Origin of the sequence: Massilia forsythiae, assembly GCF_012849555.1 — a bacterium.
Lineage (GTDB): Bacteria > Pseudomonadota > Gammaproteobacteria > Burkholderiales > Burkholderiaceae_D > Telluria > Telluria forsythiae.
Genome location: NZ_CP051685.1, coordinates 3,878,913 through 3,899,231, shown reverse-complemented (window position 1 = coordinate 3,899,231; position 20,319 = coordinate 3,878,913). Strand labels below are relative to the sequence as shown.

16 protein-coding genes and 1 tRNA gene are annotated in these 20,319 nt (G+C 71.4%); 12 read left to right on the top strand and 5 right to left on the bottom strand.

Going from position 1 to position 20,319, the window contains the following annotated elements; all coding sequences use genetic code 11:
• The first annotated feature begins 269 nt into the window (after nucleotides 1–269).
• Nucleotides 270–575 carry a hypothetical protein gene (locus HH212_RS16770; RefSeq protein WP_170203506.1) on the top strand — a complete coding sequence of 102 codons (306 nt, stop codon included), beginning with the start codon at nucleotides 270–272 and terminating at the stop codon, nucleotides 573–575.
• On the opposite strand, the gene HH212_RS16765 is transcribed toward HH212_RS16770, so the two are convergent.
• On the bottom strand, nucleotides 572–1,810 hold the full coding sequence (locus HH212_RS16765; protein WP_170203505.1) for a winged helix-turn-helix domain-containing protein: 1,239 nt from the start codon (nucleotides 1,808–1,810) through the stop codon (nucleotides 572–574). The two genes, HH212_RS16770 and HH212_RS16765, sit on opposite strands and share 4 nt — an antisense overlap.
• A gap of 125 nt (nucleotides 1,811–1,935) precedes the next feature.
• Here HH212_RS16765 and HH212_RS16760 point away from each other — a divergent pair, with 125 nt between their 5' ends.
• The 11 genes from HH212_RS16760 to HH212_RS16710 all read left to right on the top strand — a co-directional run bounded on the left by HH212_RS16760 (nucleotide 1,936) and on the right by HH212_RS16710 (nucleotide 15,993).
• Complete coding sequence (locus HH212_RS16760) at nucleotides 1,936–3,303, top strand: exonuclease SbcCD subunit D C-terminal domain-containing protein (protein WP_170203504.1); 1,368 nt, start codon at nucleotides 1,936–1,938, stop codon at nucleotides 3,301–3,303.
• Complete coding sequence (locus HH212_RS16755; RefSeq protein ID WP_170203503.1) at nucleotides 3,300–7,160, top strand: AAA family ATPase; 3,861 nt, start codon at nucleotides 3,300–3,302, stop codon at nucleotides 7,158–7,160. The genes HH212_RS16760 and HH212_RS16755 overlap by 4 nt, the downstream gene beginning before the upstream one ends.
• A 96-nt stretch (nucleotides 7,161–7,256) precedes the next feature.
• A complete protein-coding gene (locus tag HH212_RS16750; protein WP_170203502.1) occupies nucleotides 7,257–7,469 on the top strand; it encodes a hypothetical protein in 213 nt (70 codons plus the stop codon).
• Between the two features lie 28 nt (nucleotides 7,470–7,497).
• Nucleotides 7,498–8,685, top strand: a complete 1,188-nt coding sequence (locus tag HH212_RS16745; protein WP_170203501.1) for a methyltransferase — start codon at nucleotides 7,498–7,500, stop codon at nucleotides 8,683–8,685.
• A gap of 210 nt (nucleotides 8,686–8,895) precedes the next feature.
• Nucleotides 8,896–8,972: transfer RNA gene (locus HH212_RS16740), tRNA-Met, on the top strand.
• An 89-nt stretch (nucleotides 8,973–9,061) separates the two neighbouring features.
• Nucleotides 9,062–9,316: a hypothetical protein gene (locus tag HH212_RS16735; RefSeq protein WP_170203500.1), complete on the top strand. Its 255-nt coding sequence runs from the start codon at nucleotides 9,062–9,064 to the stop codon at nucleotides 9,314–9,316.
• Between the two features lie 28 nt (nucleotides 9,317–9,344).
• Complete coding sequence (dbpA, locus tag HH212_RS16730; protein ID WP_170203499.1) at nucleotides 9,345–10,754, top strand: ATP-dependent RNA helicase DbpA; 1,410 nt, start codon at nucleotides 9,345–9,347, stop codon at nucleotides 10,752–10,754.
• An 81-nt stretch (nucleotides 10,755–10,835) separates the two neighbouring features.
• Nucleotides 10,836–12,728 carry a hypothetical protein gene (locus tag HH212_RS16725; protein WP_211172352.1) on the top strand — a complete coding sequence of 631 codons (1,893 nt, stop codon included), beginning with the start codon at nucleotides 10,836–10,838 and terminating at the stop codon, nucleotides 12,726–12,728.
• Nucleotides 12,729–12,745: 17 nt separating this feature from the next.
• The gene (locus HH212_RS27415; RefSeq protein WP_229217314.1) at nucleotides 12,746–13,285 is read left to right on the top strand and encodes a TssQ family T6SS-associated lipoprotein; all 540 of its coding nucleotides are present in this window, start codon (nucleotides 12,746–12,748) and stop codon (nucleotides 13,283–13,285) included.
• Nucleotides 13,282–14,712, top strand: a complete 1,431-nt coding sequence (locus tag HH212_RS16715; RefSeq protein ID WP_170203498.1) for an MFS transporter — start codon at nucleotides 13,282–13,284, stop codon at nucleotides 14,710–14,712. The genes HH212_RS27415 and HH212_RS16715 overlap by 4 nt, the downstream gene beginning before the upstream one ends.
• 63 nt (nucleotides 14,713–14,775) lie before the next feature.
• The gene (locus HH212_RS16710) at nucleotides 14,776–15,993 is read left to right on the top strand and encodes a YeeE/YedE family protein (RefSeq protein ID WP_170203497.1); all 1,218 of its coding nucleotides are present in this window, start codon (nucleotides 14,776–14,778) and stop codon (nucleotides 15,991–15,993) included.
• A 48-nt stretch (nucleotides 15,994–16,041) separates the two neighbouring features.
• On the opposite strand, the gene HH212_RS16705 is transcribed toward HH212_RS16710, so the two are convergent.
• From HH212_RS16705 to earP, 4 genes are all read right to left on the bottom strand, one after another.
• Nucleotides 16,042–17,640, bottom strand: coding sequence for an amidase (locus HH212_RS16705; protein WP_170203496.1), 1,599 nt, complete (start codon nucleotides 17,638–17,640; stop codon nucleotides 16,042–16,044).
• A 154-nt stretch (nucleotides 17,641–17,794) separates the two neighbouring features.
• A complete protein-coding gene (locus HH212_RS16700; protein WP_170203495.1) occupies nucleotides 17,795–18,058 on the bottom strand; it encodes an antitoxin Xre/MbcA/ParS toxin-binding domain-containing protein in 264 nt (87 codons plus the stop codon).
• A gap of 95 nt (nucleotides 18,059–18,153) precedes the next feature.
• The gene (locus HH212_RS16695; protein WP_170203494.1) at nucleotides 18,154–18,729 is read right to left on the bottom strand and encodes an elongation factor P; all 576 of its coding nucleotides are present in this window, start codon (nucleotides 18,727–18,729) and stop codon (nucleotides 18,154–18,156) included.
• Nucleotides 18,730–18,794: 65 nt separating this feature from the next.
• Complete coding sequence (gene earP / locus HH212_RS16690; RefSeq protein ID WP_170203493.1) at nucleotides 18,795–19,979, bottom strand: elongation factor P maturation arginine rhamnosyltransferase EarP; 1,185 nt, start codon at nucleotides 19,977–19,979, stop codon at nucleotides 18,795–18,797.
• Between the last annotated feature and the right edge of the window lie 340 nt (nucleotides 19,980–20,319).

The following is a 20,319-nucleotide window of genomic DNA, read 5'->3' as shown; positions in this document are numbered from 1 at the left end:
TCGGTCTCCGCTCGATGTTTTTGCCCAAACGAATTCCCGCCGGACGGTGGGGCCAGCCTGGAAGCCTGGATGGGAAACGTTGGTGTTGAACAAGCCCAAAAGAATGGTTTTATTGTCATCGGGCCTGAAGGAATACCAAGTGTAAGTTGCTTGCCCATCCGGCATTTGATCTAGCTCAAACCGGGAACCCAGCAAGCCACTTGGGCCGGCTTGCCGATCGCTCATCGGTAAAGGTGTTGCCAATCCGCCGCGCCGGCTAAAATAAGGGCATGCCAAGCAAGCTTCCCATCTTCCCCGGCCCGCGCACCGCACGCGGCGCCGTACTCGCGATCCTCCTGTCCAATGCCGACCAGGCCGGCGCCGAACCACTGCGCGGCCGCGTCACGCTGGCCGCCATCGTGCGTACCCTGAAACGCAAGTACCACTGGCCGATCGAGACCACCAGCTTTCCCTCCAACGCGCCCGACGGCCGCGCCACCTGGGCCACCGTGTACAGCCTGCCGGCCGAGGTCATCGCCGCGGCCATGGATGGGCGCGGGCGCGACTGGCTGCGCAGCAGCACCGGCGATCGTTAACACGCGCGCGGCGGCGCCAGCGCCGCCAATGCCGCCCGCAGCGGCCCGGCGAAGGCTTCCGGCTCGGCCTGCACCAGGGTCACCTGCGAACAAGCGTGCCAGCGTGCGCAGCGCAGGAAGGCGCTGGCCAGGTCGCCGGCCAGGCGGCCGCCGGTGCGCACGCCCGGCTCCAGCGCCAGCGCCTTCAGCTCGAACACGCCCTGCTTGCGGTGCGCCTTGGCGTCGACCCGCCCCACCAGCGCGCCGCGGCGCAACAACGGCAGCGTGAAATAACCGTGGCGGCGCTTGTGCGCCGGCGTGTAGCACTCCAGCCGGTAGTCGAAGCCGAACAGCTCGGCCGCGCGGCGCCGGTCCCAGACGATCGGGTCGAACGGCGACAGCGGACTGGTGACGGACGGCGTCAAGGCGCCGGCGGCGGCGCGTTCCAGCAGCGGGGCATGGTCCGGATGCACGAACAGCGCATCGCGCCAGCCTTCGACCCGGACACGCAGCAGCAGGCCGGCATCGGCCAGCGCGTGCGCATCGGTGTGCGGCGGCCGGGTGCGGTGGTAGTCCGCAATCCAGGCCGCCCTGGCCACGCCCAGCGCCTTGACCGCCTGCAGGACCAGGGCGCGCCGGGCGGCGTCCAGCGACGGCATATCGGCGTCGTCCCAGCCCGGCAGCACGCGTTCGGCCAGGTCGTACACACGCTGGAACTGCTGCCGGCGCGCGATCATCAGCCGGCCGGTCGTGAACAGCACCTCGAGCGCGCGCTTCTGCGGCTTCCATTGCCACCAGCCGCCGGCCTTGCCATCTTCGCGCACGAAATCCGCCGAGCGCACCGGGCCATGGGTACGAATGTGCTCCAATACGCGCTCGACCTCGTCCGGGTGCTCGCGCATCCAGGCGCCCGCGTATTTCCAGCCGAGCGAGCCGGGATCGATCATGCGGTGCCGGTACAGCCCGTAATCCTCGACCGGGATGAAGCAGGCTTCGTGCGCCCAGTACTCGAACAGCCGGCCCTGCTCCAGCAGCGCGTCCAGCCAGCACGGATCGTAGTCGCCCAGGCGGCTCCACAGCACCAGGTAAGGACTGCGCGCCACCACGCTGATGGTGTCGATCTGCAGCACGCCCATGCGGCGGATCGCGGCCAGCACGTCGCCAGGGGTGGCGCGGGCGCGGCGCGCCTGCAGCATGCCCTGGGCCGCCAGGTGCAGGGCGCGCGCGGCGCCGATGGAAAGGATCGGTTCGCTCATGGGACGATTGTAGTGGGCCCGGCGAAACGCCATCGCCCCGCACACCGCCGCCCCGGTCTGCGCTATAGTGGACGCCCTGGCTCATCCACCGCGCCGGCCCGGCGCATCTCCTGCTCATCGATCCCATGCGGCTGCTGCACACCTCCGACTGGCACCTCGGCCAGACCCTGCACAATTTCGACCGGACCTGGGAGCACCAGCGCTTTCTCGACTGGCTGCTCGACACCATCGTGGCCGAGGAGATCGACGCGCTGCTGATCGCCGGCGACATCTTCGACAACGCCAACCCGTCGGCGGCCTCGCAGCGCCAGCTGTACCGCTTCCTGCAGCAGGCGCGCGCCCGCTCGCCGCAGCTCGACATCGTCGTCATCGCCGGCAACCACGACTCGGCCGGGCGCCTGGAAGCGCCGGGACCGTTGCTGGAAGCGCACGGCACGCGCGTGGTCGGCCACGTGACGCGCGGCGCGGATGGCGCGATCGACCTGGAACGCTTCCTGGTGCCGCTGACCGACAAGGCGGGCGCAATCGCGGCCTGGTGCGTGGCGATCCCGTTCCTGCGTCCGGGCGACGTGCCGCGCGTGCCGGCGCCTGGCGCACCTGCCGATACCGGCGCGGCAACCGATATGGACGGGGCGGCCGGCGACGGCGCGGCGGGCGGCCAGGCCGCGGCGGACGAATCGGGCGCCGGCGGCGTCCACGACGCCTACCTGCAGGGCATCGCCCTGCTCTACCGGCAAGCCTATGCGCTGGCGCGCGCCCGCTGCACCGCGGGCCAGGCGATCGTCGCCATGGGCCACTGCCACATGGTCGGCGGCGATGCCTCGCCCGATTCCGAGCGCCGCATCGTGATCGGCGGCACCGAGGCGCTGCCGGCGTCGATGTTCGATCCGTCGATCGCCTACGCCGCCCTCGGCCACCTGCACCTGGCCCAGCGCGTCGGCAAACAGGAGCACCTGCGCTACAGCGGCAGTCCGCTGCCGCTGTCGTTCGCCGAGGTCGGCTACCAGCACCAGGTGCTGCGCATCGACCTGGAAGACGGCGCCGCGCGCGCCATCGTGCCGCTGCCGGTGCCGCGCGCGGTGGCGCTGCTGCGCGTGCCGGCCAGGCCGGCCCCGCTGAAGGAAGCGCTCGCCGAACTGGTGAGCCTGGACCTGCCCGACCTGCCCGAGCACGCCCGCCCCTACCTCGAAGTGCGGGTGCTGCTGGACGGTCCGGAACCGGGCCTGCGCGCCCAGGTCGAAGCGGCCATCGCCGACAAGCCGGTGCGCCTGGCCAAGATCGAGCCGAGCCGGCGCGCCGTGGCCGCGGACGAGGCCGATGCCGCCCTCACGCTCGACCAGCTGGCGCAGCTGCAGCCGGACGACATCTTCCGCCGCCTGTGGCGCCAGCGCTTCGGCGACGAGGCGCCGGACGACCAGCTGTCTGCCTTTGCCGAACTGATGCTGCCGCAGGATGGCGATGCCGCCGCGGCGGGTGCGAAAGGCCGCAAATGAAGATCCTGCGCATCGGCGGCAAGAACCTGGCCTCGCTGGCCGGCGAGTTCGAGGTCGATTTCGAAAGCGAGCCGCTGGCGTCGAGCGGCCTGTTCGCCATCAGCGGCCCGACCGGCGCCGGCAAGAGCACGCTGCTCGACGCCCTCTGCCTGGCCCTGTACGACGCCACGCCGCGCCTGCTGAAGGGACCGCGCGCCGGCAACCTGCTGCCGGACGTCGGCACCGACCTGCTGTCGGTGCAGGACCGGCGCACGCTGCTGCGGCGCGGCGCCGCCGAAGCCCACGCCGAGGTCGACTTCGTGGGCAACGACGGCGGCCGCTACCGCGCGCGCTGGAGCGTGCGCCGTTCGCGCAACCGCGCCGGCGGCGCGCTGCAGCCGTCCGGCATGAGCCTGCAGCGGCTGCCGGAACTGGCGGCGCTGGGCGGCACCAAGACCGAGGTGCTGGCCGAGATCGAAGGCCGCATCGGACTCTCGTTCGAGCAGTTCACGCGCTCGGTGCTGCTGGCGCAGAACGAATTCTCGGCCTTTTTGCGCACCGACGAGAACGAGCGCGGCGAGCTGCTGGAGACGCTCACCGGCAGCGCCGTCTACAGCGAGATCTCGCGGCGCGCCTTCGAACGCTGGCGCAGCGAGCAGGAAGCGATGCGCCGCCTGAGCGCGCGCCTGCAGGACCAGGCGCCCATGGCGCCCGAGGCGCGCAGCGCGCTGGACGAAGAATACGGCGCCGCCCAGGCGGCATCGAACCTGCTGGAAGCACGGCGCGCGGCGCTGCAGCTGCGCCTGCAATGGCGCCAGGAGCTGGAGCGCCTGCGCCAGGGTGAGCTCGAGGCCGCGCAGGCGCTGGCGCAGGCCGATGCCGCCAACGCCGAGGGCGGCGCGCGGCGGCGGCGCCTGGCCACGCTCGACGCGGTGCAGCCGGCGCGTCCGCTGGTGGCCGACCTGCAGCGCCTGGCGCACGAACGGCAGCAAGCCGAATCCGCACTGGAAAACGGCGAGCGCGAACTGGCGCGCGCGCTGGAGGCGCAGCAAGCCGCGGCCGGGGCGCGCCGGGAAGCCGAACGCCGGCTGGCGCGGGCCGAGGAAGCGCTCCAGGCGCAAGGGCCGCAACTGGACCGCGCCAAGGCGCTCGACGCCACGCTGGCGGCGCTGGCGAGCGCCCACGACAAGGCGCGCGCCGCGCGCGACGGCGCCGTTCTCGACGCCGGACAGGCCGCCAGCGCCTGCGCCGCCAGGAGCGCGCAGCGCGACGCCGCGGCGAACGCCCTGACCGACACCCGCGCCTGGCTGGCGGCGCACGCCGGCTTGCAAGACCTGGCCACGCAATGGGCGCGCTGGGAACAACGGCTGGTACAGGCGCAGGGCGACGCGCGCCGCGACGCCGACAGCGCCGCCGCGCTGGCGCACGCGCGCGCCGGCCTGACGCGCGCCGCCGCCGCGGCGCAGACGATCACGGCCGACCTGGCCGGCGCCGCCGCGCAGCTCGACCAACGCGACGCCGCCCGGCGCCAGGCCGCTGCGGCGCTGCTGGAAGTCGATGCCGACGGCCTGCGCGGCGAACGGCGCGCACTGGAAACCCGGCGCGAACGCCTGGCCGCCTTCGGCGCCGCCAGCAACGGCCTGGCGGCGGCGCATGGGCAGTTGGCCCGGCTCGACGCCCAGGCCGCGCGCCAGGACGAAGCGCGCGCCGCCGCGGCACGGGCGCTGGAGACGGCGCGCGCGGCCGGCGCCGTCGTCGACGCGACGCTGGCCCAGTCGGAGCGCCTGCTGGAAGCGGCCCAGCTGGCCTGCGCCGGCGGCGCGGAAAGCCTGCGCGCCAACCTGGCCGACGGCGCACCCTGCCCGGTGTGCGGCAGCGAAGACCATCCGTACCGGCACCAGGAAGCGCGCCTGCACACGGTGCTCGACGCGCTGGCCGGCGAAGTCGGCGCGCGCCGCCGCGAGCAGCGCGCCAACCGCGACGAGCAGACACGGCTGGACGCCGCCATCGTGGCCGCCGGCGAACGCCTGCAGGCACTGGCCGAGGAGCGTCCGGCCCTGCACGAAGCCATCGAGCAACTGGAAGACGAGCTTGCGGCCAGCCCGCTGGCGGCCGAGCTGGCCGGCAGTGCCGATGCCGGCGGCAACGCCCGGGCGGATGCGCCTGCGGATAACTCGCCGACCGCTACAGGCGCCGCGGCGGCGGCCCGCCGCGACGCCTGGCTGGCGGCCCGGCAGGACGCGCTGCGCGCCGCCGTCGATGCGCTCGACGCGCGCGAAGCGGCGCTGCGCCGCGCCGAGCAGGCGCGCGACGCCGCCGGCCAGGCCTGGGACGCCGCCCAGCGCGCGCACGCGCGCCTGGCGCAGGACGCCCAGACCGCGCAGGCGCTGCGCGCAAGCCTGGACACCGAAAGTGCCGCGCTGGCGGCGACGCGCGCAGCCGCCGGCACCGCCCTGGCCGCGGCGCTGGCCGAACTGGACCCGGTGCTGGCGCAAGCCTGCGGCCCCGCCTGGCAAGACGAATGGCGCAGCGATCCGGAGGGCTGGCGCCAGGCGCGCGCGCGCGCTGCCGCCGACTGGAACGCGCAATCGGCGCGCCTCGGACAGCTGGAGGCAGAGCGCGGCGCGCTCGAGGCCGGGCACGCGGCTGCGCAGGAACGCGCCGCAATGGCGGCGCAGCGGCTGCTCGATGCGCGCGCCGAGTTCGCACGCATCGATGCCGAGCGCGAGCAGCAGCGGCGCGAACGCGGCGCGCTGTTCGACGGCCGGCCCGCCCGCGAGGTCGAGGGCGCGCTGGCGGCCGACGTGGCTGCATCGCGCGCGGCGCTCGACGCCGGCCAGGCCGCCAGCCTGCAGGCCGTCCAGCTGGAAGCGCGCGTGCGCGAGGCGCAGGAACGCGCGCGCCAGCGCGGCGCCGACCTGCAGCAGGCCGCCGCCGACACCGCAGCGCGCCTGGTGCAATGGATCGAGGACTTCGACGCCACCGGCCCGGCCCTGGAACCCCTGGCGGACGAGCGCCACCTGGCCGAGCTGCTGGCGGTGGGCGCGGCCTGGATGTCGCAGGAACGCGCATTGCTGTTGGAACTGGACGGTGCGGCGCGCCAGGCCGGCGCCGTGCTGGCCGAGCGCCGCGCGCGCCTGCGCCAGCACCGGGAGGCGGCGCCGCCTTCGGCTGCCGACGCGGCGCAGCCGGACCTGGCCGACACCGCCATCGACGAGCTGCAGCAGGCCGTCGACGGCGCCGAACGCGAGCGCTGCGCCGCCCACGACGGCGCTACCGGCCTGATGCTGCGCATCCGCGAGGACGACCACCGGCGCGAGCGCGCGCGTTCGATGCTGGACGAGATCGAGCGCCAGCGCGCCGTCGAGGAACGCTGGGCCAGGCTGGCGGAACTGATCGGTTCCGCCGACGGCAAGAAGTTCCGCAACTACGCCCAGCAATTCACGCTCGACGTGCTGCTCGGCTACGCCAACCGCCACCTGTCCCAGCTGGCGCGGCGCTACCGCCTGGAGCGCGTGGCCGGCGCCGGCGGCCCGTCGCTGGCGTTGATGGTGCGCGACCAGGACATGGGCGGCGAGGTGCGCTCGGTGAACTCGCTGTCCGGCGGCGAATCCTTCCTGGTGTCGCTGGCGCTGGCGCTCGGGCTGGCCTCGCTGTCGTCGAACCGGGTCAAGGTCGAGTCGCTGTTCATCGACGAAGGCTTCGGCAGCCTGGACAGCGAGACGCTGGGCGTGGCGATGGACGCCCTGGACGCGCTGCAGTCGCTGGGCCGCAAGGTGGGCGTGATCTCGCACGTGCAGGAGATGACGGAACGGATCGCCACCAGGGTGCTGGTGCGGCCGAACGGGGGCGGCAGCAGTTCGATCAGCGTGCAGTGAGCGGCACGATGGGCGCCGCGGTGCGGCGTCGTCCCCGGTGCTAAAATGCCCGCCTTTTCCGCGCTGCGGCTCATCCCTCCCTTCCGGTACAGAACCATGTCCAAACCCGCCCGTATCCTAACCTTCAAGTGCGCCAAGTGCGACAAGCCGGTCAAGGTCTTCTTGCAGAAAGTCTCGGCCTGCTCGCACATCCAGCCCTACCAGGGCATCTGCGGCTGCGGCGAAATCAAGCGCCACGCGACCGGCAACCCGGACGCGGTGAAATCCTTCGTCGAGTCGAACGACGCCCACTGGCACCACCATCATTGAGCGGCGCCCGGTGACTACTCCAGCGAACATGCCGACGGGCGAACCCGCCGGCGCCGATGGCGCCTTTGCACTGCTGGCCTGGACCGAGGACGGCGAGCAACGCACTGCGCGCTGGCGCTCCGAAAGCGGCTGGCCGGCGCCGAAGAAGGTCGTCATCGCCGACGACACCATGAGCGCCGACACCGCCTGGCGCCTGGCGCTGGACGGCACCGGCCTGCTGTGGCGCGGCGACTTCCAGAACGCGCGCCAGCTGCTGCAGGCGCTGATGCGGCGCCTCGACCACAAGGGCGGCCGCGGCAAGCGCGCCAAGCCTGCCAAACCCGCCGCCACCCTGACCGAGCAGTTCCACCGCCACCGCTTGTCGCAGCTGCAGCGCGCGCGCGTGCTGGCGCTGCTGCTGATCCCGTTCGAGGCCGATTGCAGCATCCCGCTGCGGCGCGCGCCGGACGTGCGCGACGCCTGCCTGGAAGCGTACGGCGCCGTGCACGAACCCATCGTGGCCTCGCTGCGCGAGCTGCTCGGCCTGATCGGCGCGCACGAGTGGCGCCGCAAGGGCGTGTTCATTCCCGCGCTGGACGAGCGCATTCACCCCTGGTACGGCGTGTTCTCGCCGGTGCGCGGCGAATACGTGGAACTGGTGGCGCAGGCGCCGCTGCCGCGTCCGGGGTCGCCAGCGGCGGCGCTCGCCTTCGACATCGGCGCCGGCAGCGGCGTGCTGTCGGCGGTGCTGGCGCGGCGCGGCCTGCAGCGCGTCGTGGCCACCGACATGGACGAGCGCGCGCTCGGCTGCGCGCGCGCCAACATCGCACGCCTCGGGCTGGCGGCGCAGGTCGAGGTGGTGCGCGCCGACCTGTTCCCGCCGGGCCGCGCCGGCCTGGTGGTGTGCAATCCGCCCTGGCTGCCGGGCAAGCCGAGCTCGGCCATCGAGTACGCGGTCTACGATCCGGACAGCCGCATGCTCAAGGGCTTCCTGGCGGGCTTGAAGGACCATTTGCTGGAACAGGGCGAAGGCTGGCTGATCCTGTCCGACCTGGCCGAGCACCTCGGCCTGCGCTCGCGCGCGCAGCTGCTGGGCTGGATCGCCGGCGCCGGCCTGCAGGTGGCCGGCCGCCACGACATCCGTCCGGTGCACCCGAAGGCGAGCGACCCGGACGACCCGCTGGCGGCGGCGCGCTCGCAAGAGGTGACCTCGCTGTGGCGCCTGCGCGTGGCCTGAATACCGTCGTCCCCGCGCAGGCGGGGACCCATACCCGGCTTCCAAGACCCAGGCATCAAGAAAGACTGCGGCATCTCCGAAGTCGCGGGTTCCGATGTTCAGCATGGCTCCCCGCCTCCGCGGGGACGACGGATCTACCCGGCCGTGGCCACCCGCGCACTTTCCCGATTTGCATTGCCGTCCCGCTTGCGCTACAATGGCATCAACAGACGCGGGGTGGAGCAGTCTGGCAGCTCGTCGGGCTCATAACCCGAAGGTCACAGGTTCAAATCCTGTCCCCGCAACCAGTTTCGTAGTGTACAAGCCCGACTCCAGAGGGCCTCGATCATCGGGGTTCGCTCTTGCAGCCGGGCTTTGTGTTTTGGCCCGCGCATCAATGAGAGACAAGAAAGACAACGCCACCTTCGACTTGCCGGGCCTGGAAACACCGGCACGGGATGAAGGCGTTGCCGTTGCCGACACCGATGCGCATACGGACGCGCCGAAACGCGCCACGCCCCGCCCGCGCCGGGTCGCGCTCAAGCAGGAGCAGCTGCAGCTCCTGGAAGAAACCGACACCTCCGGCTTGCCGGTCTGGAAGCGCGATCCGAACCTCGACCTGACCGGCCTGCCGATCTGGCAGCCGGCCTGATTTCACCACCGCGCACGCGGATTTCACCATGCAAGATACCGCCTTCTCCTCGCTCCAGCTCGAGGAGCGCTTCCTCGCGAACCTGTCCCAGCTCGGCTACCGCCAGATGACGCCGGTGCAGGCATCCGCCCTGCCCGCGGCGCTGGCCGGGCGCGACCTGATCGTCCAGGCCAAGACCGGCAGCGGCAAGACCGCCGCCTTCGGCATCGGCATGCTGCTCAAGCTGAACCCGACGCTGTTCGCAGTGCAGGGCATGGTGCTGTGCCCGACGCGCGAACTGGCCGACCAGGTCGCCGGCGAACTGCGCCGCCTGGCGCGCGGCATCGGCAACGTCAAGGTGGTCACGCTCACCGGCGGTGTGCCGATGCGCCCGCAGATCGCCAGCCTCGAATTCGGCGCCCACATCGTGGTCGGCACCCCGGGCCGGGTGCGCGACCACCTGCAACGCCGCACCCTCGACCTGGCGCGCCTGCACACGCTGGTGCTGGACGAGGCCGACCGCATGACCGACATGGGTTTCTACGACGAGATCGCCGGCATCGTGCGCGATTGCCCCAGCTATCGCCAGACCCTGCTGTTCTCGGCCACCTACCCGGACGACATCCGCGAAGCCACCGTCCACTTCCTCACCGATCCGCAGGAGATCGCGGTCGAGACGCAACATGCGCCGGCCCAGATCGAACAGCGCTTCTACGAGATCGGCTTCGACGGCCGCGACGCCGCCGTGGCGCGCCTGCTGCGCCACTACCGCCCGGCGTCGGCGATCGCCTTCTGCAACACCAAGGCGCGCTGCCGCGAAGTGGCCGATTACCTGCAGCAGCAGGGCTTTTCGGCTCTGGCGCTGTACGGCGAACTGGAGCAGCGCGACCGCGACGAGACCCTGGTGCTGTTCGCCAACCGCAGCTGTTCGGTGCTGGTCGCCACCGACGTGGCGGCGCGCGGCATCGACATCGCCGGCCTGGAAGCGGTGATCAACGTCGACGTCTCCAAGGACCCGGAAGTGCACGTGCACCGGGTCGGGCGCACCGGCCGCGCGGGCGAGAGCGGCCTGGCGCTGTCGCTGTGCGCGCCCAACGAAAAGCGCTTCGTGCGCGCCATCGAGGACATGCAGGGCGCGCCCGCGTCCTGGCATCCGCTGGACGAGCTCGATGGCGACGCCGGCGTGGTGGAACCGGCGCCGATGGTCACGCTGTGCTTCGCCGGCGGCAAGAAGGACAAGCTGCGCCCGGGCGACCTGCTGGGCGCGCTGACCAACGACGGCGGCCTGACCAAGGAACAGGTCGGCAAGATCCACATCCTCGAATTCGCCAGCTACGTGGCGCTGGCGCGCGACGTGGCCGAGCAGGCCTTCGCGCGCCTGAGCGCCGGCAATCCGCTGGGTGCGGACTACGGCAGCGTCAAGGGACGCAATTTCCGGATGCGTTTCATTACGCCCTGAGCGGGAGCGCGACAAGGGACCGGCGCCGGCACCACGGCGCACGGTTGGGCTGAAATCCGACAACTTTCCTGTTATTCTGGCATGATTTTGCTACGCAACCAGATCGACGAGATGACCAGCCCAACCAATACCGGCCCGGACCACGCGGCTTCCATCGGCAACACCGTCAGGGACATCGTCGAGCACGATCCCGGACGGATCGACGAGGCCTGGTGCTACAAGCTCATCCGCCAGCTGCTGCGCTCGATCGACATGCAGACCGCGATGGGCATGCCGCACCGCGCCATCACGCCCGACACCGTCGCCATCCACGACAACGGTGCGCCGCTGCTGCTGCCCCTGCTCCTCAGCGACGTACGGCCCGCGGTAGAAGAAGACCTGCATGCCCTGGCCGGCGTCATCCACTACGCCATCACCCGGGAACTGCTGCCGCAAGGACCGTTGCGCGGACGCGACCTGCCCGGCTACGGCGAACCGCTGCTGACGGCGATCGACCGCTGCATGTCGCCCGATCCCGGGGAGCGTCCGCACGGCATCGGCGAACTGCGCGGGCTGCTCGGCATCGCGGCGGTCGAGACGCCGGCGCCGCCGCCTGCGCCGGCCGGACTGGACCTGCCCGGCCTGGACCTCGATGCGATCGATCCGGCCGACCTGGGGCCGATACCGGACGACGAGCCTGCGCCGGCCGATGCCCTGGAGCCGGATCCGGCGGCGCAGCTGGATGCCATCATCGCAGAACTGGATGCGGCGGCGGACCCGGACGACGGTGCACCCCGGCCGGACGCACCGGCGCAGGAAAGCGACGCTTCCGCACGAACCGGGATGGCACAGGTTCCCGACCCGGCGCCCGCGCCCGTACCCGATACTGCGCCCGTGCCCGTACCCGTACCCGATACTGCGCCGCTGGCCGATGCCGCCCGATCCGGCGACACGGCGCCGCCCGCCGTCCCGGCGCAGCTGATCAAGCCCGCGCAAGCGGGACCGGCCGCGGATGCGCCGTCCGTACCCGCTGCCGATGCGGCATCCGCACGGCCGGCTTCCTCGACGGACGACGGGCCGGTACCGCAACCGCTGCGCCCCTCCAGCCCGGCACCGCTGGAGACAGCCGCCGTCATCCCGCCGCTGTCGGCCTCGACATCCCCTTCGGTCGCGGTCGGCATCCCGCCGCCGCCGCTGCAGGCCGGCAAGGCCAACGCCGGCCGCGCACCGCAGGCGCAGCGCCGGCCCTGGAGCCTGGCCGTGGGCGCGGCCGTGCTGGTGGCCATCGTGCTGGCCGGGTACCTCGGATGGCGCGGCAAGGGACCGTCCACGCCTGCCGGCCGGGCACCGGCACCGGTGGAGGACGCCGGAACCGTGCCGGGTACCGGTACGCCAGCCGCCAGCGTGCCGGCCGCCGGTACGCCTGACATTGGCACATCTGCCACCGGCAGCGCCGGGACGGGCACCGACCAGGCGCCGTCCGCCGCGCCGTCCGCGGCGCCGCCCACTACGTCAGCGAGCACTGTTGCACAAGGCGGTACGGCGACGGCGCCGGCAACGCCCGCGGCAGCCGCCGGCCAGCCGGCGAGCGGCAACATGGCGGCCACGCCAACACCGTTCCCGGCGCCCGCAACTGCCAAGGCGCCCATGCCGCCGTTGCAGCCCGGCGCACCGCGCAACGCCGGCAGCGTCAATCCCGCCCCTGCACCGGCCGCCGCGCCGGAGCGGCCGGCCGCCGCGTCTTCGGCGGCGCAGCCGGCATCCGAAGCGCCCGTCCCCAACGGCGGCGCCGCCTACCGGCTGCAGATCCAGCCGTGGGGCGTGGTCTATGTGGACGGCGCCGAACGCGGCGTCAGTCCGCCGCTCAAGCGCGTGACGCTGGCGCCGGGACGCCACACCATCCGCATCGCCAATCCGAATTTCCAGGAACGCGCGCTCGAAGTCGATACCGCCGAAGGCGACGGCCGCATCACGGTCGACTTCGCCGCCGAATGACCCACCACGGAGGCGCCATGCACCAGACCAGCCAGCACCCAGCGACGACCGGCCAGCGCGGACGGACGCGGACCGTCCCGCCGCGCGCCGCCGGGCTGCTGTGCGCGCTGCTGGCCGCAACCGTGCTCGCCGCCTGCAGCGGCGACCCGATCCTCGATACGCGACGCGCCCGCACGCCTTCCCACCCCAAGGCCGCCGATGTCCTGAAACGCCAGGCGGCGCCGGCGCGCGAGCGCAGCGACGCCATGGCCGGCAACGCCGCCAGCGAGGCCGGCCTGCGCGAAGGCATCCGCCTGTACGGCGACGGCGACTTCAACGGCGCCATCCGGCGCCTGGCGGCGCGCGACGTCGCCGGCGGCCCGCAAGCCACCCGCCTGGAAGCGCTGAAGTACACTGCCTTCAGCTATTGCGTGAGCGCGCGCGCGGCGCAGTGCCGCCAGGCCTTCGACCGGGCGCTGCGGCTCGATCCGTCATTCACCCTCGACCCCGGCGAGCAGGGCCACCCTCTGTGGGGGCCGGTGTTCGACAAGGCCCGCCAGGCCGCGCCACACCCATGAGCAACCTGCCCGCCAACTGCGACCGCCCGCTGGCGGAAAGCGCATCGCCCGCGCCGGCGTCGACGCGCAGCGCCCATCCGAACTTGGTGCTGGCGACGTCGATCCTGTCGACCAGCCTGGCCTTCATCGACGGCTCGGTGGTGAACGTCGGCCTGAGCACCATCGGACACGAACTGGGTGGCGCGGGCGCCGACCTGTCGTGGGTGGTGAACGGCTACCTGCTGCCCCTGAGCGCCCTGCTGCTGCTGGGCGGCGCCGCCGGCGACCGCTTCGGCCGGCGCCGGCTGCTACTGGCGGGCATCGCGGTGTTCGCGCTGGCATCGCTGCTGTGCGCGCTGGCGCCCAACTTGTGGCTGCTGGTCGGCGGGCGGGTGCTGCAGGGCGTCGGCGCCGCCATGCTGATGCCGAACAGCCTGGCGGTGCTGGGCGCCACCTTCGAGGGCAAGGCGCGCGGGCGCGCGATCGGCATCTGGGCCGCGGCGGGCGCCGCCGCCGGCGCCCTCGGTCCGCTGCTGGGCGGCTGGCTGATCGACGCCGTCGGCTGGCGCGCCATCTTCACCATCAACCTGCCGATCGCAGCGCTGGCGCTGTTCATGGGCTGGCGTTTCGTCCGGCCGCCCGCCGACTCCAAGCCGGCCGCGCTGGATCCCGCCGGCGCCGTCCTGGCCAGCCTGGGCCTGGGGTCGCTCACCTGGGGCCTGGCCGCGGCCTCGGCCGACAAGGGCCTGACGCTCGCCTCCGGCCTGGCGCTGCTGGCCGGCGCCGCCATCCTGGCGGCCTTCGTGCTGGCCGAGCGGCGCGCCGGGGAACGCGCCATGCTGCCGCTGTCGCTGTTCCGCGCGAACGGGTTTTCCGGCCTGAACCTGATGACCTTCCTGCTGTACGGCGCGCTCGGCGCCTTCATGGTGCTGGTGCCCTACACGCTGATCCAGGCGCTCGGCTACTCGGCGCAGCAGGCCGGCGCGGCGCTGCTGCCGTTCCCGGTGGTGCTGGCGCTCGGTTCGCCGCTGATGGGCCGGCTGGCCGGCAGCATCGGCTCGCGCCTGCCGCTGGCGGTCGGCGCCCTGGTCGTGGCCGGCGGCTTCCTGCTCGGCACGCGCATCGGCCCGGGCGGCTACGCGGGCACCGTGCTGCCGGCGATCCTGACGATCGCCATCGGCATGGCCTGCGTGGCGTCGCCCCTGACGACCGCGGTACTGTCCTCGGTGGACGGCAGCCACACCGGCATCGCCTCCGGCTTCAACAGCGCCGTGGCGCGCGGCGGCGGCCTGATCGCCACCGCCCTGCTGGGCGCGGTGCTGACGGCGCATGGCAAGGCGCTGCTGGCGGCATTCCACCTGGCGATGACGGTGTGCAGCGCCTGCGCGGCGGCGGCGGCGGTGTGCGCATTCGTCTGGGTGCGCAAAGGCGGCGCCGGCAGCCCCTGACCCTGCAGGAAAGCCGGAAACGCGCGACAATGACCGATTGCGTTTTACAGTGTTCACATTCCCATGCCCGATTCCGCTTCCCTGCCGCTCCCCCGCCGCGCCGCCGTCAACCCGGGTCCGCTCGGCGTGTCCTTGACCCTCATCGCGCTCGGCGCGGTGTATCTCGCCCAGGGCGTCGGCGCGCGCCAGTCAGCGCTGTACGTGGTCGGCGCCCTGCTCGGCGTGGCCCTGTACCACGCCGCCTTCGGCTTCACCTCGGCCTGGCGCGTGTTCATCGCCGACGGCCGCGGCGCCGGCCTGCGCGCGCAGATGCTGATGCTGGCCGTCGGCGTCGCCCTGTTCTTTCCGGCGCTGGCGGCCGGCACCCTGTTCGGCAACCCGGTCACCGGCCTGGTCTCGCCGGCCGGCACCTCGGTGGTGGTGGGCGCCTTCCTCTTCGGCATCGGCATGCAGCTGGGCGGCGGCTGCGCCTCCGGCACCCTGTACACGGTGGGCGGCGGCAGCACGCGCATGATCGTGACCTTGATCGCCTTCATCGCGGGCTCGGTGATCGCTACCGCGCACATGCCGTTCTGGACGGCGCTGCCGCAACTCAAGCCGATTTCCCTGGTCAAGACGCTCGGCCTGGCGCCGGCGCTGCTGCTGAACTGGATCGTGTTCGCAGTGATCGCCGCCGTCACCGTGCTGGTCGAGAAGCGCCGCCACGGTCGCCTGGTGGCCTCCCACGTGCAGCCGAAACATACCTCGCCGTGGCTGCACGGCCCATGGCCGCTGGCGGCCGGCGCGCTGGCGCTGGTACTGCTGAATTTCGCCACGTTGGCGCTATCCGGCCGGCCGTGGGGCGTGACCTCGGCGTTCGCGCTGTGGGGCGCCAAGGCCGCTGCGGCGATCGGCATCGACACCCCGGGCTGGGCCTACTGGTCGACCAAGGCCAACGCCGCCGCGCTGGCGGCGCCGCTGTCGCACGACGTGACCTCGGTGATGGACATCGGCATCGTGCTGGGCGCGATGCTGGCGGCGGCGCTGGCCGGCCGCTATGCGCCGGTGTGGCGCCTGCCGCTGCGTTCGCTGTTGGCAGCGGTGGCGGGCGGCCTGCTGCTCGGCTATGGCGCGCGCCTGGCCTACGGCTGCAACATCGGCGCCTACTTCAGCGGCATCGTCTCGGGCAGCCTGCACGGCTGGCTGTGGCTGGTCGCCGCCTTTTGCGGCAACGTGTTCGGCACGCACCTGCGTCCGCTGTTCGGCCTCGAGGTCGAGCGCCTGCGCCCGACCGCCTGCTGATGCCGGCAGCGCATGGCGGTGCGCAGCGCCTGCGCGCCGACCATTTTTTCAGGTGGCGACGTTGACCGTCGCCGGAAAGCCCGGCGCGCGCCGGCGCCGGCTGGCCTGCTCGTAGGCGTAGGCCATGCCGATCAGCGTCGCCTCGCTCCAGGCCCCGCCGACGAACGACAGCCCGACCGGCAAGCCGTGCACGTAGCCGGCCGGCACCGTGATGTGCGGATAGCCTGCCACCGCCGCCGGCGAGGAAAAGCTGGCGCCGTAATGGTCGCCGTTGATGTAGTCGGTGAGCCAGGCCGTGCCGCCGGTGGGCGCCACCAGCGCGTCCAGGCGCTCTTCCCGCATGATCCGGTCGATGCCTTCCTCGCGCGCGTAGCGGCGGTTGTTGGCCAGCGCCTCGCGGTACGCCTTGTCGTCCAGCCCCGGCTTGGCCTGGGCCGCGACCAGGTGTTCCTGGCCGAAGTGCTTCAGTTCGCGCGCCGCGTTCTTTTGGTTGAAGGCGATGACGTCGGCCATGGTCTTCACCGGCGCATGGGGAGCATACGCCGCCAGCCAGGCTTCCAGGTCGGGGCGGAATTCGCCCAGCAGCACTTCCAGTTCGCTGTCGCCGTACTTGTCGGTATTCGGCAGCTTGACGTCGACCAGGATCGCGCCCTGCGCCTTCAGCAGCGCCAGCTCCTGCTCGACGACGGCATCGGCGGCGCCATCGCCGAAGAAGTTGCGCGCCACGCCCAGGCGCCTGCCCTGCAGGCCGTCCTTGCGCAGCGCCTGCACATAGCCGGCCGGCTTGCCGGGGGCGTTGCGCGTCTCGGCATCGTGCACATCGGGGCCGGCGATGGCGTCCAGCAGCAGCGCGGCGTCGGCGACGCTGCGCGTCATCGGGCCGGCGGTGTCCTGCGAATGCGCGATCGGGACGATGCCGCTGCGGCTGACCAGGCCCAGGGTCGGCTTGATGCCGACGATGCCGCAGATCGACGACGGCGAGACGATCGAGCCGTCGGTCTCGGTACCGATCGCCAGCGTCGCCAGGCTGGCCGCCATGGCCGCGCCGGAACCGGCGCTGGAGCCGCTGGTGTTGCGGTCGAGCGCATACGGATTGCGCGTCAGGCCGCCGCGCCCGCTCCAGCCGCTGATCGAGTGGGTCGAGCGCATGTTGGCCCATTCGGACAGGTTGGTCTTGCCGAGGATGACGGCACCGGCGGCGCGCAGGCACTCCGCCACGAAGGCGTCGCGGCTGGCGCGCACGCCGGCCAGCGCCAGCGAACCGGCGCTGGTGCTCATCCTGTCCGCGGTGGCGATGTTGTCCTTGATGAGCACGGGAATGCCGTGCAGCGGGCCGCGCAGCTTGTTCGCCTTGCGTTCGCGGTCGAGTTCCTCGGCGATGCGCACGGCGTCGGGATTCAGTTCGATGACGGCGTTGATGGCGGGGCCGGCCTTGTCGATGGCGGCGATGCGCGCCAGGTAGGCTTGCACCAGCGCCTTCGCCGTCAGCTTGCCGGCCGCCATATGCGCCTGCTGTTCCTGGACGCCGGCCTCCAGCAGGGGGCCGCTGACGCCCCCGTTGGCTGCTGCGGCCAGTCGTGTGATGCCGGCGGTGCCGCCGGCGACACCGGCCGCCATGCCGATGCGAACGAAATCCCTGCGCTCCATGCATTCCTCCGATCAAATAATCAAGGAGGATAGCAGTAAAGTTGCCGATGCGATCCGTCTAGCAAAAGAGATGGCGTATCGACCCGATATACAGGGTCGACGTGACATAGTCAGGCATCGCACTCATCGACGAACGCATCCATGGCCCGGGATGTCAGCGCGCCGCACCCGGCGTCAACGTGTTTGCCAGCGCCAGCGCCTCCTGCTCGCGCCCGGCGGCCACCAGCTCGGCCGGCGTCTTGCCATCGCAGGCAGCCAGCGGCGCATTCATCCAGGCATCGGCCGCCTCGTCGCTTTTCAATGCGCCGCGCGCCGCGTGCATGACGGCATAATATTTTTGCGCCTTGTTCGACTGCTGCTGGAAACGCGCACGCAAGGCATCGAGCGCGGCCGGGTTCAATGATTCCTTGTCGGACATGGTAATACTCCAGTCAAAACGGGCGAAAAAAAAGCGCCGCCCACAGGCAGCGCTTTTCTCATCGGACCGCATGCGAATGCGGTCACGAACACCAATCAGTTGCGCACGACGCGCTTGTACTCGGCGGTGCGGGTATCGATCTCGATGGTGTCGTCCTGGTTGACGAACAGCGGCACCTGGATCGTGAACTGCTTGGCTTCGATCGCGTTTTCCAGCTTGGCTTCCTTCAGGACGTTGCCCGAAGTGTTGCCCTTGACGGCCGGCTCGGTGTAGATGACCTGGCGTGCGATGGTGATCGGCAGTTCGACCGAGATCGCCTTGCCGTCGTAGAACACGGCTTCGCATTCCATACCGTCTTTCAGGTAGTTGATCGCTTCGCCCATGTTTTCTTCTTCGATTTCGTACTGGTTGTACTCTTCGTCCATGAAGACGTACAGCGGGTCGGCGAAGTACGAGTAGGTCACCGGCTTCTTGTCCAGCACGACGACGTCGAACTTGTCGTCGCCGCGGAACACGTTCTCCAGCGGTGCATTGGTCAGAAGATTCTTCATCTTCCACTTGTAGGTGAAGCCCGTGCGGCTCGAGCCGTTGACGTCAGAGCGCAGCACGATAAACGGCTTTTCATCGACCATGATGATGTTGCCGACACGGATTTCTTTTGCGGGTTTCATAGGAAGTATTGGCCAAAAAAGGAGTTGCAGTAATCGAGCATCATATCATGATCCTTGCCTGCCGCCTACCGCAGCGACCGGGCGAAGCGCAGCAGATTGCTCACCAAGTCGCCATTCGCCAACATCGACGCCTGCCATGCAGCGGCGCGGGCATCGATGGCCGGCAGGTCGGCTTGCAGGGCCGTCCACAGCGCCGGCCAGTCCGGCCGCTCGTCCGTGGTCGTCCCGGCCGCGCCATTCCAGCGCAGGGAAAAATCGATCAGACTCTCGACGCTTCCCGCAGCCATCTGCAGGAACGCGCGAAGTTTAACATGATGCAAGTTTTCATCTTGCGGATAAATGTGCCAGACGAATGGGCGTCCGGCCCACTGGGCGCGCACCCAGGAGTCCTCGCCGCGCACGAAATTCAGGTCGCACGCCCACAGCAGGCGGTCGTAGTCGGTCTGCGCCATGAACGGGATCACGCGCAGCGTCAGCGCGCCGCGCGTGGCCGTGGCGCCGGGCACGGCCGGCGCACCGAAGAAGGCGGCGACCCGCTCGGCGGCGACGCCTTCCGGCACCAGGCAGGTCACCGGGCGTGCGCCCGCCTCCCAGGCGCCGAACAGGCCGTCGATCGGCGCCTCGGGATAGCAGAACAGGCTGACCCTGAGGCCGGCCTTCGCTGCGGCGATCTCCTGTGCGCTCAAGCCGAGCTGCGCGAAGAAGGCGTCCAGCGCCGCCGGGTCGGCCCGGAAACGGTCGCGCTGGTCCAGCAGCGCGGCTTCGCGCAGCAGCCCCCCGGTTTTTGCCGTAAAGCCGGGAAAGAAGAAATGCTTGGTCAGCTTCAGGCGCGGGTGCATCGACGGCAGTGTGTGGCAGCCTTCCACCCATGCCTCGGCGCTCAAGCCCTCGTAGTTGATCCAGACCGGCGGCGGATCGCGCCGCGCCATCGCCGCGACGTAGCCCGGCGGCAGTTCGACGCCGAAGAATTCGATCACTATGTCGGGCACGCCGGCGGGATCGAACCCGCCGTCCTGGCCGCGCCAGTGGCGCACCTGCACGCCGTCGACTTCCTGCACCTCGGCGCCCGCGTCCACCGCCGGCCAGATGCGCCGGAAGCTGCGCAGGTCGTCGACCCATAGCGTGACCGCGATGGCGTGCTCGTGCCGCAACAGGCGCGCCAGGCGCCAGCAGATGCCGATGTCGCCGAAGTTGTCGACGACCTTGCAGAAGATGGCGAGCGAACGCGGAAAGCCTTGGGTGGACTGCATGGAAGGGGAAGAAAGCGGCGGCGGGGAACGGCATTGTAGCGGATTTCCCTGCTCCAAGAAGGGCGCGCCCCGCCCTGCCCGGCAGCACAGGTAAAAGACGCGATCGGCGCTCCGTCTGCGCCAGCACAAGGCGCACGACACCCACCCTGCATGGCGCATCCTCCGACAAACTTCGCCGCGCAGCGCGGGTCGAACAGCCACCCTTGCACGGGCAAGGACCGGCGGCGCACGCAGCGCCGCCATCATCGCCGCTCCGGCCGGGCGACCGGCGGGAGTGTTCCTTCATCGCGGCCGCATCGTGGTGCGCGGGCACGGGAGCGGACCAGCGCGTTTGGCGCTG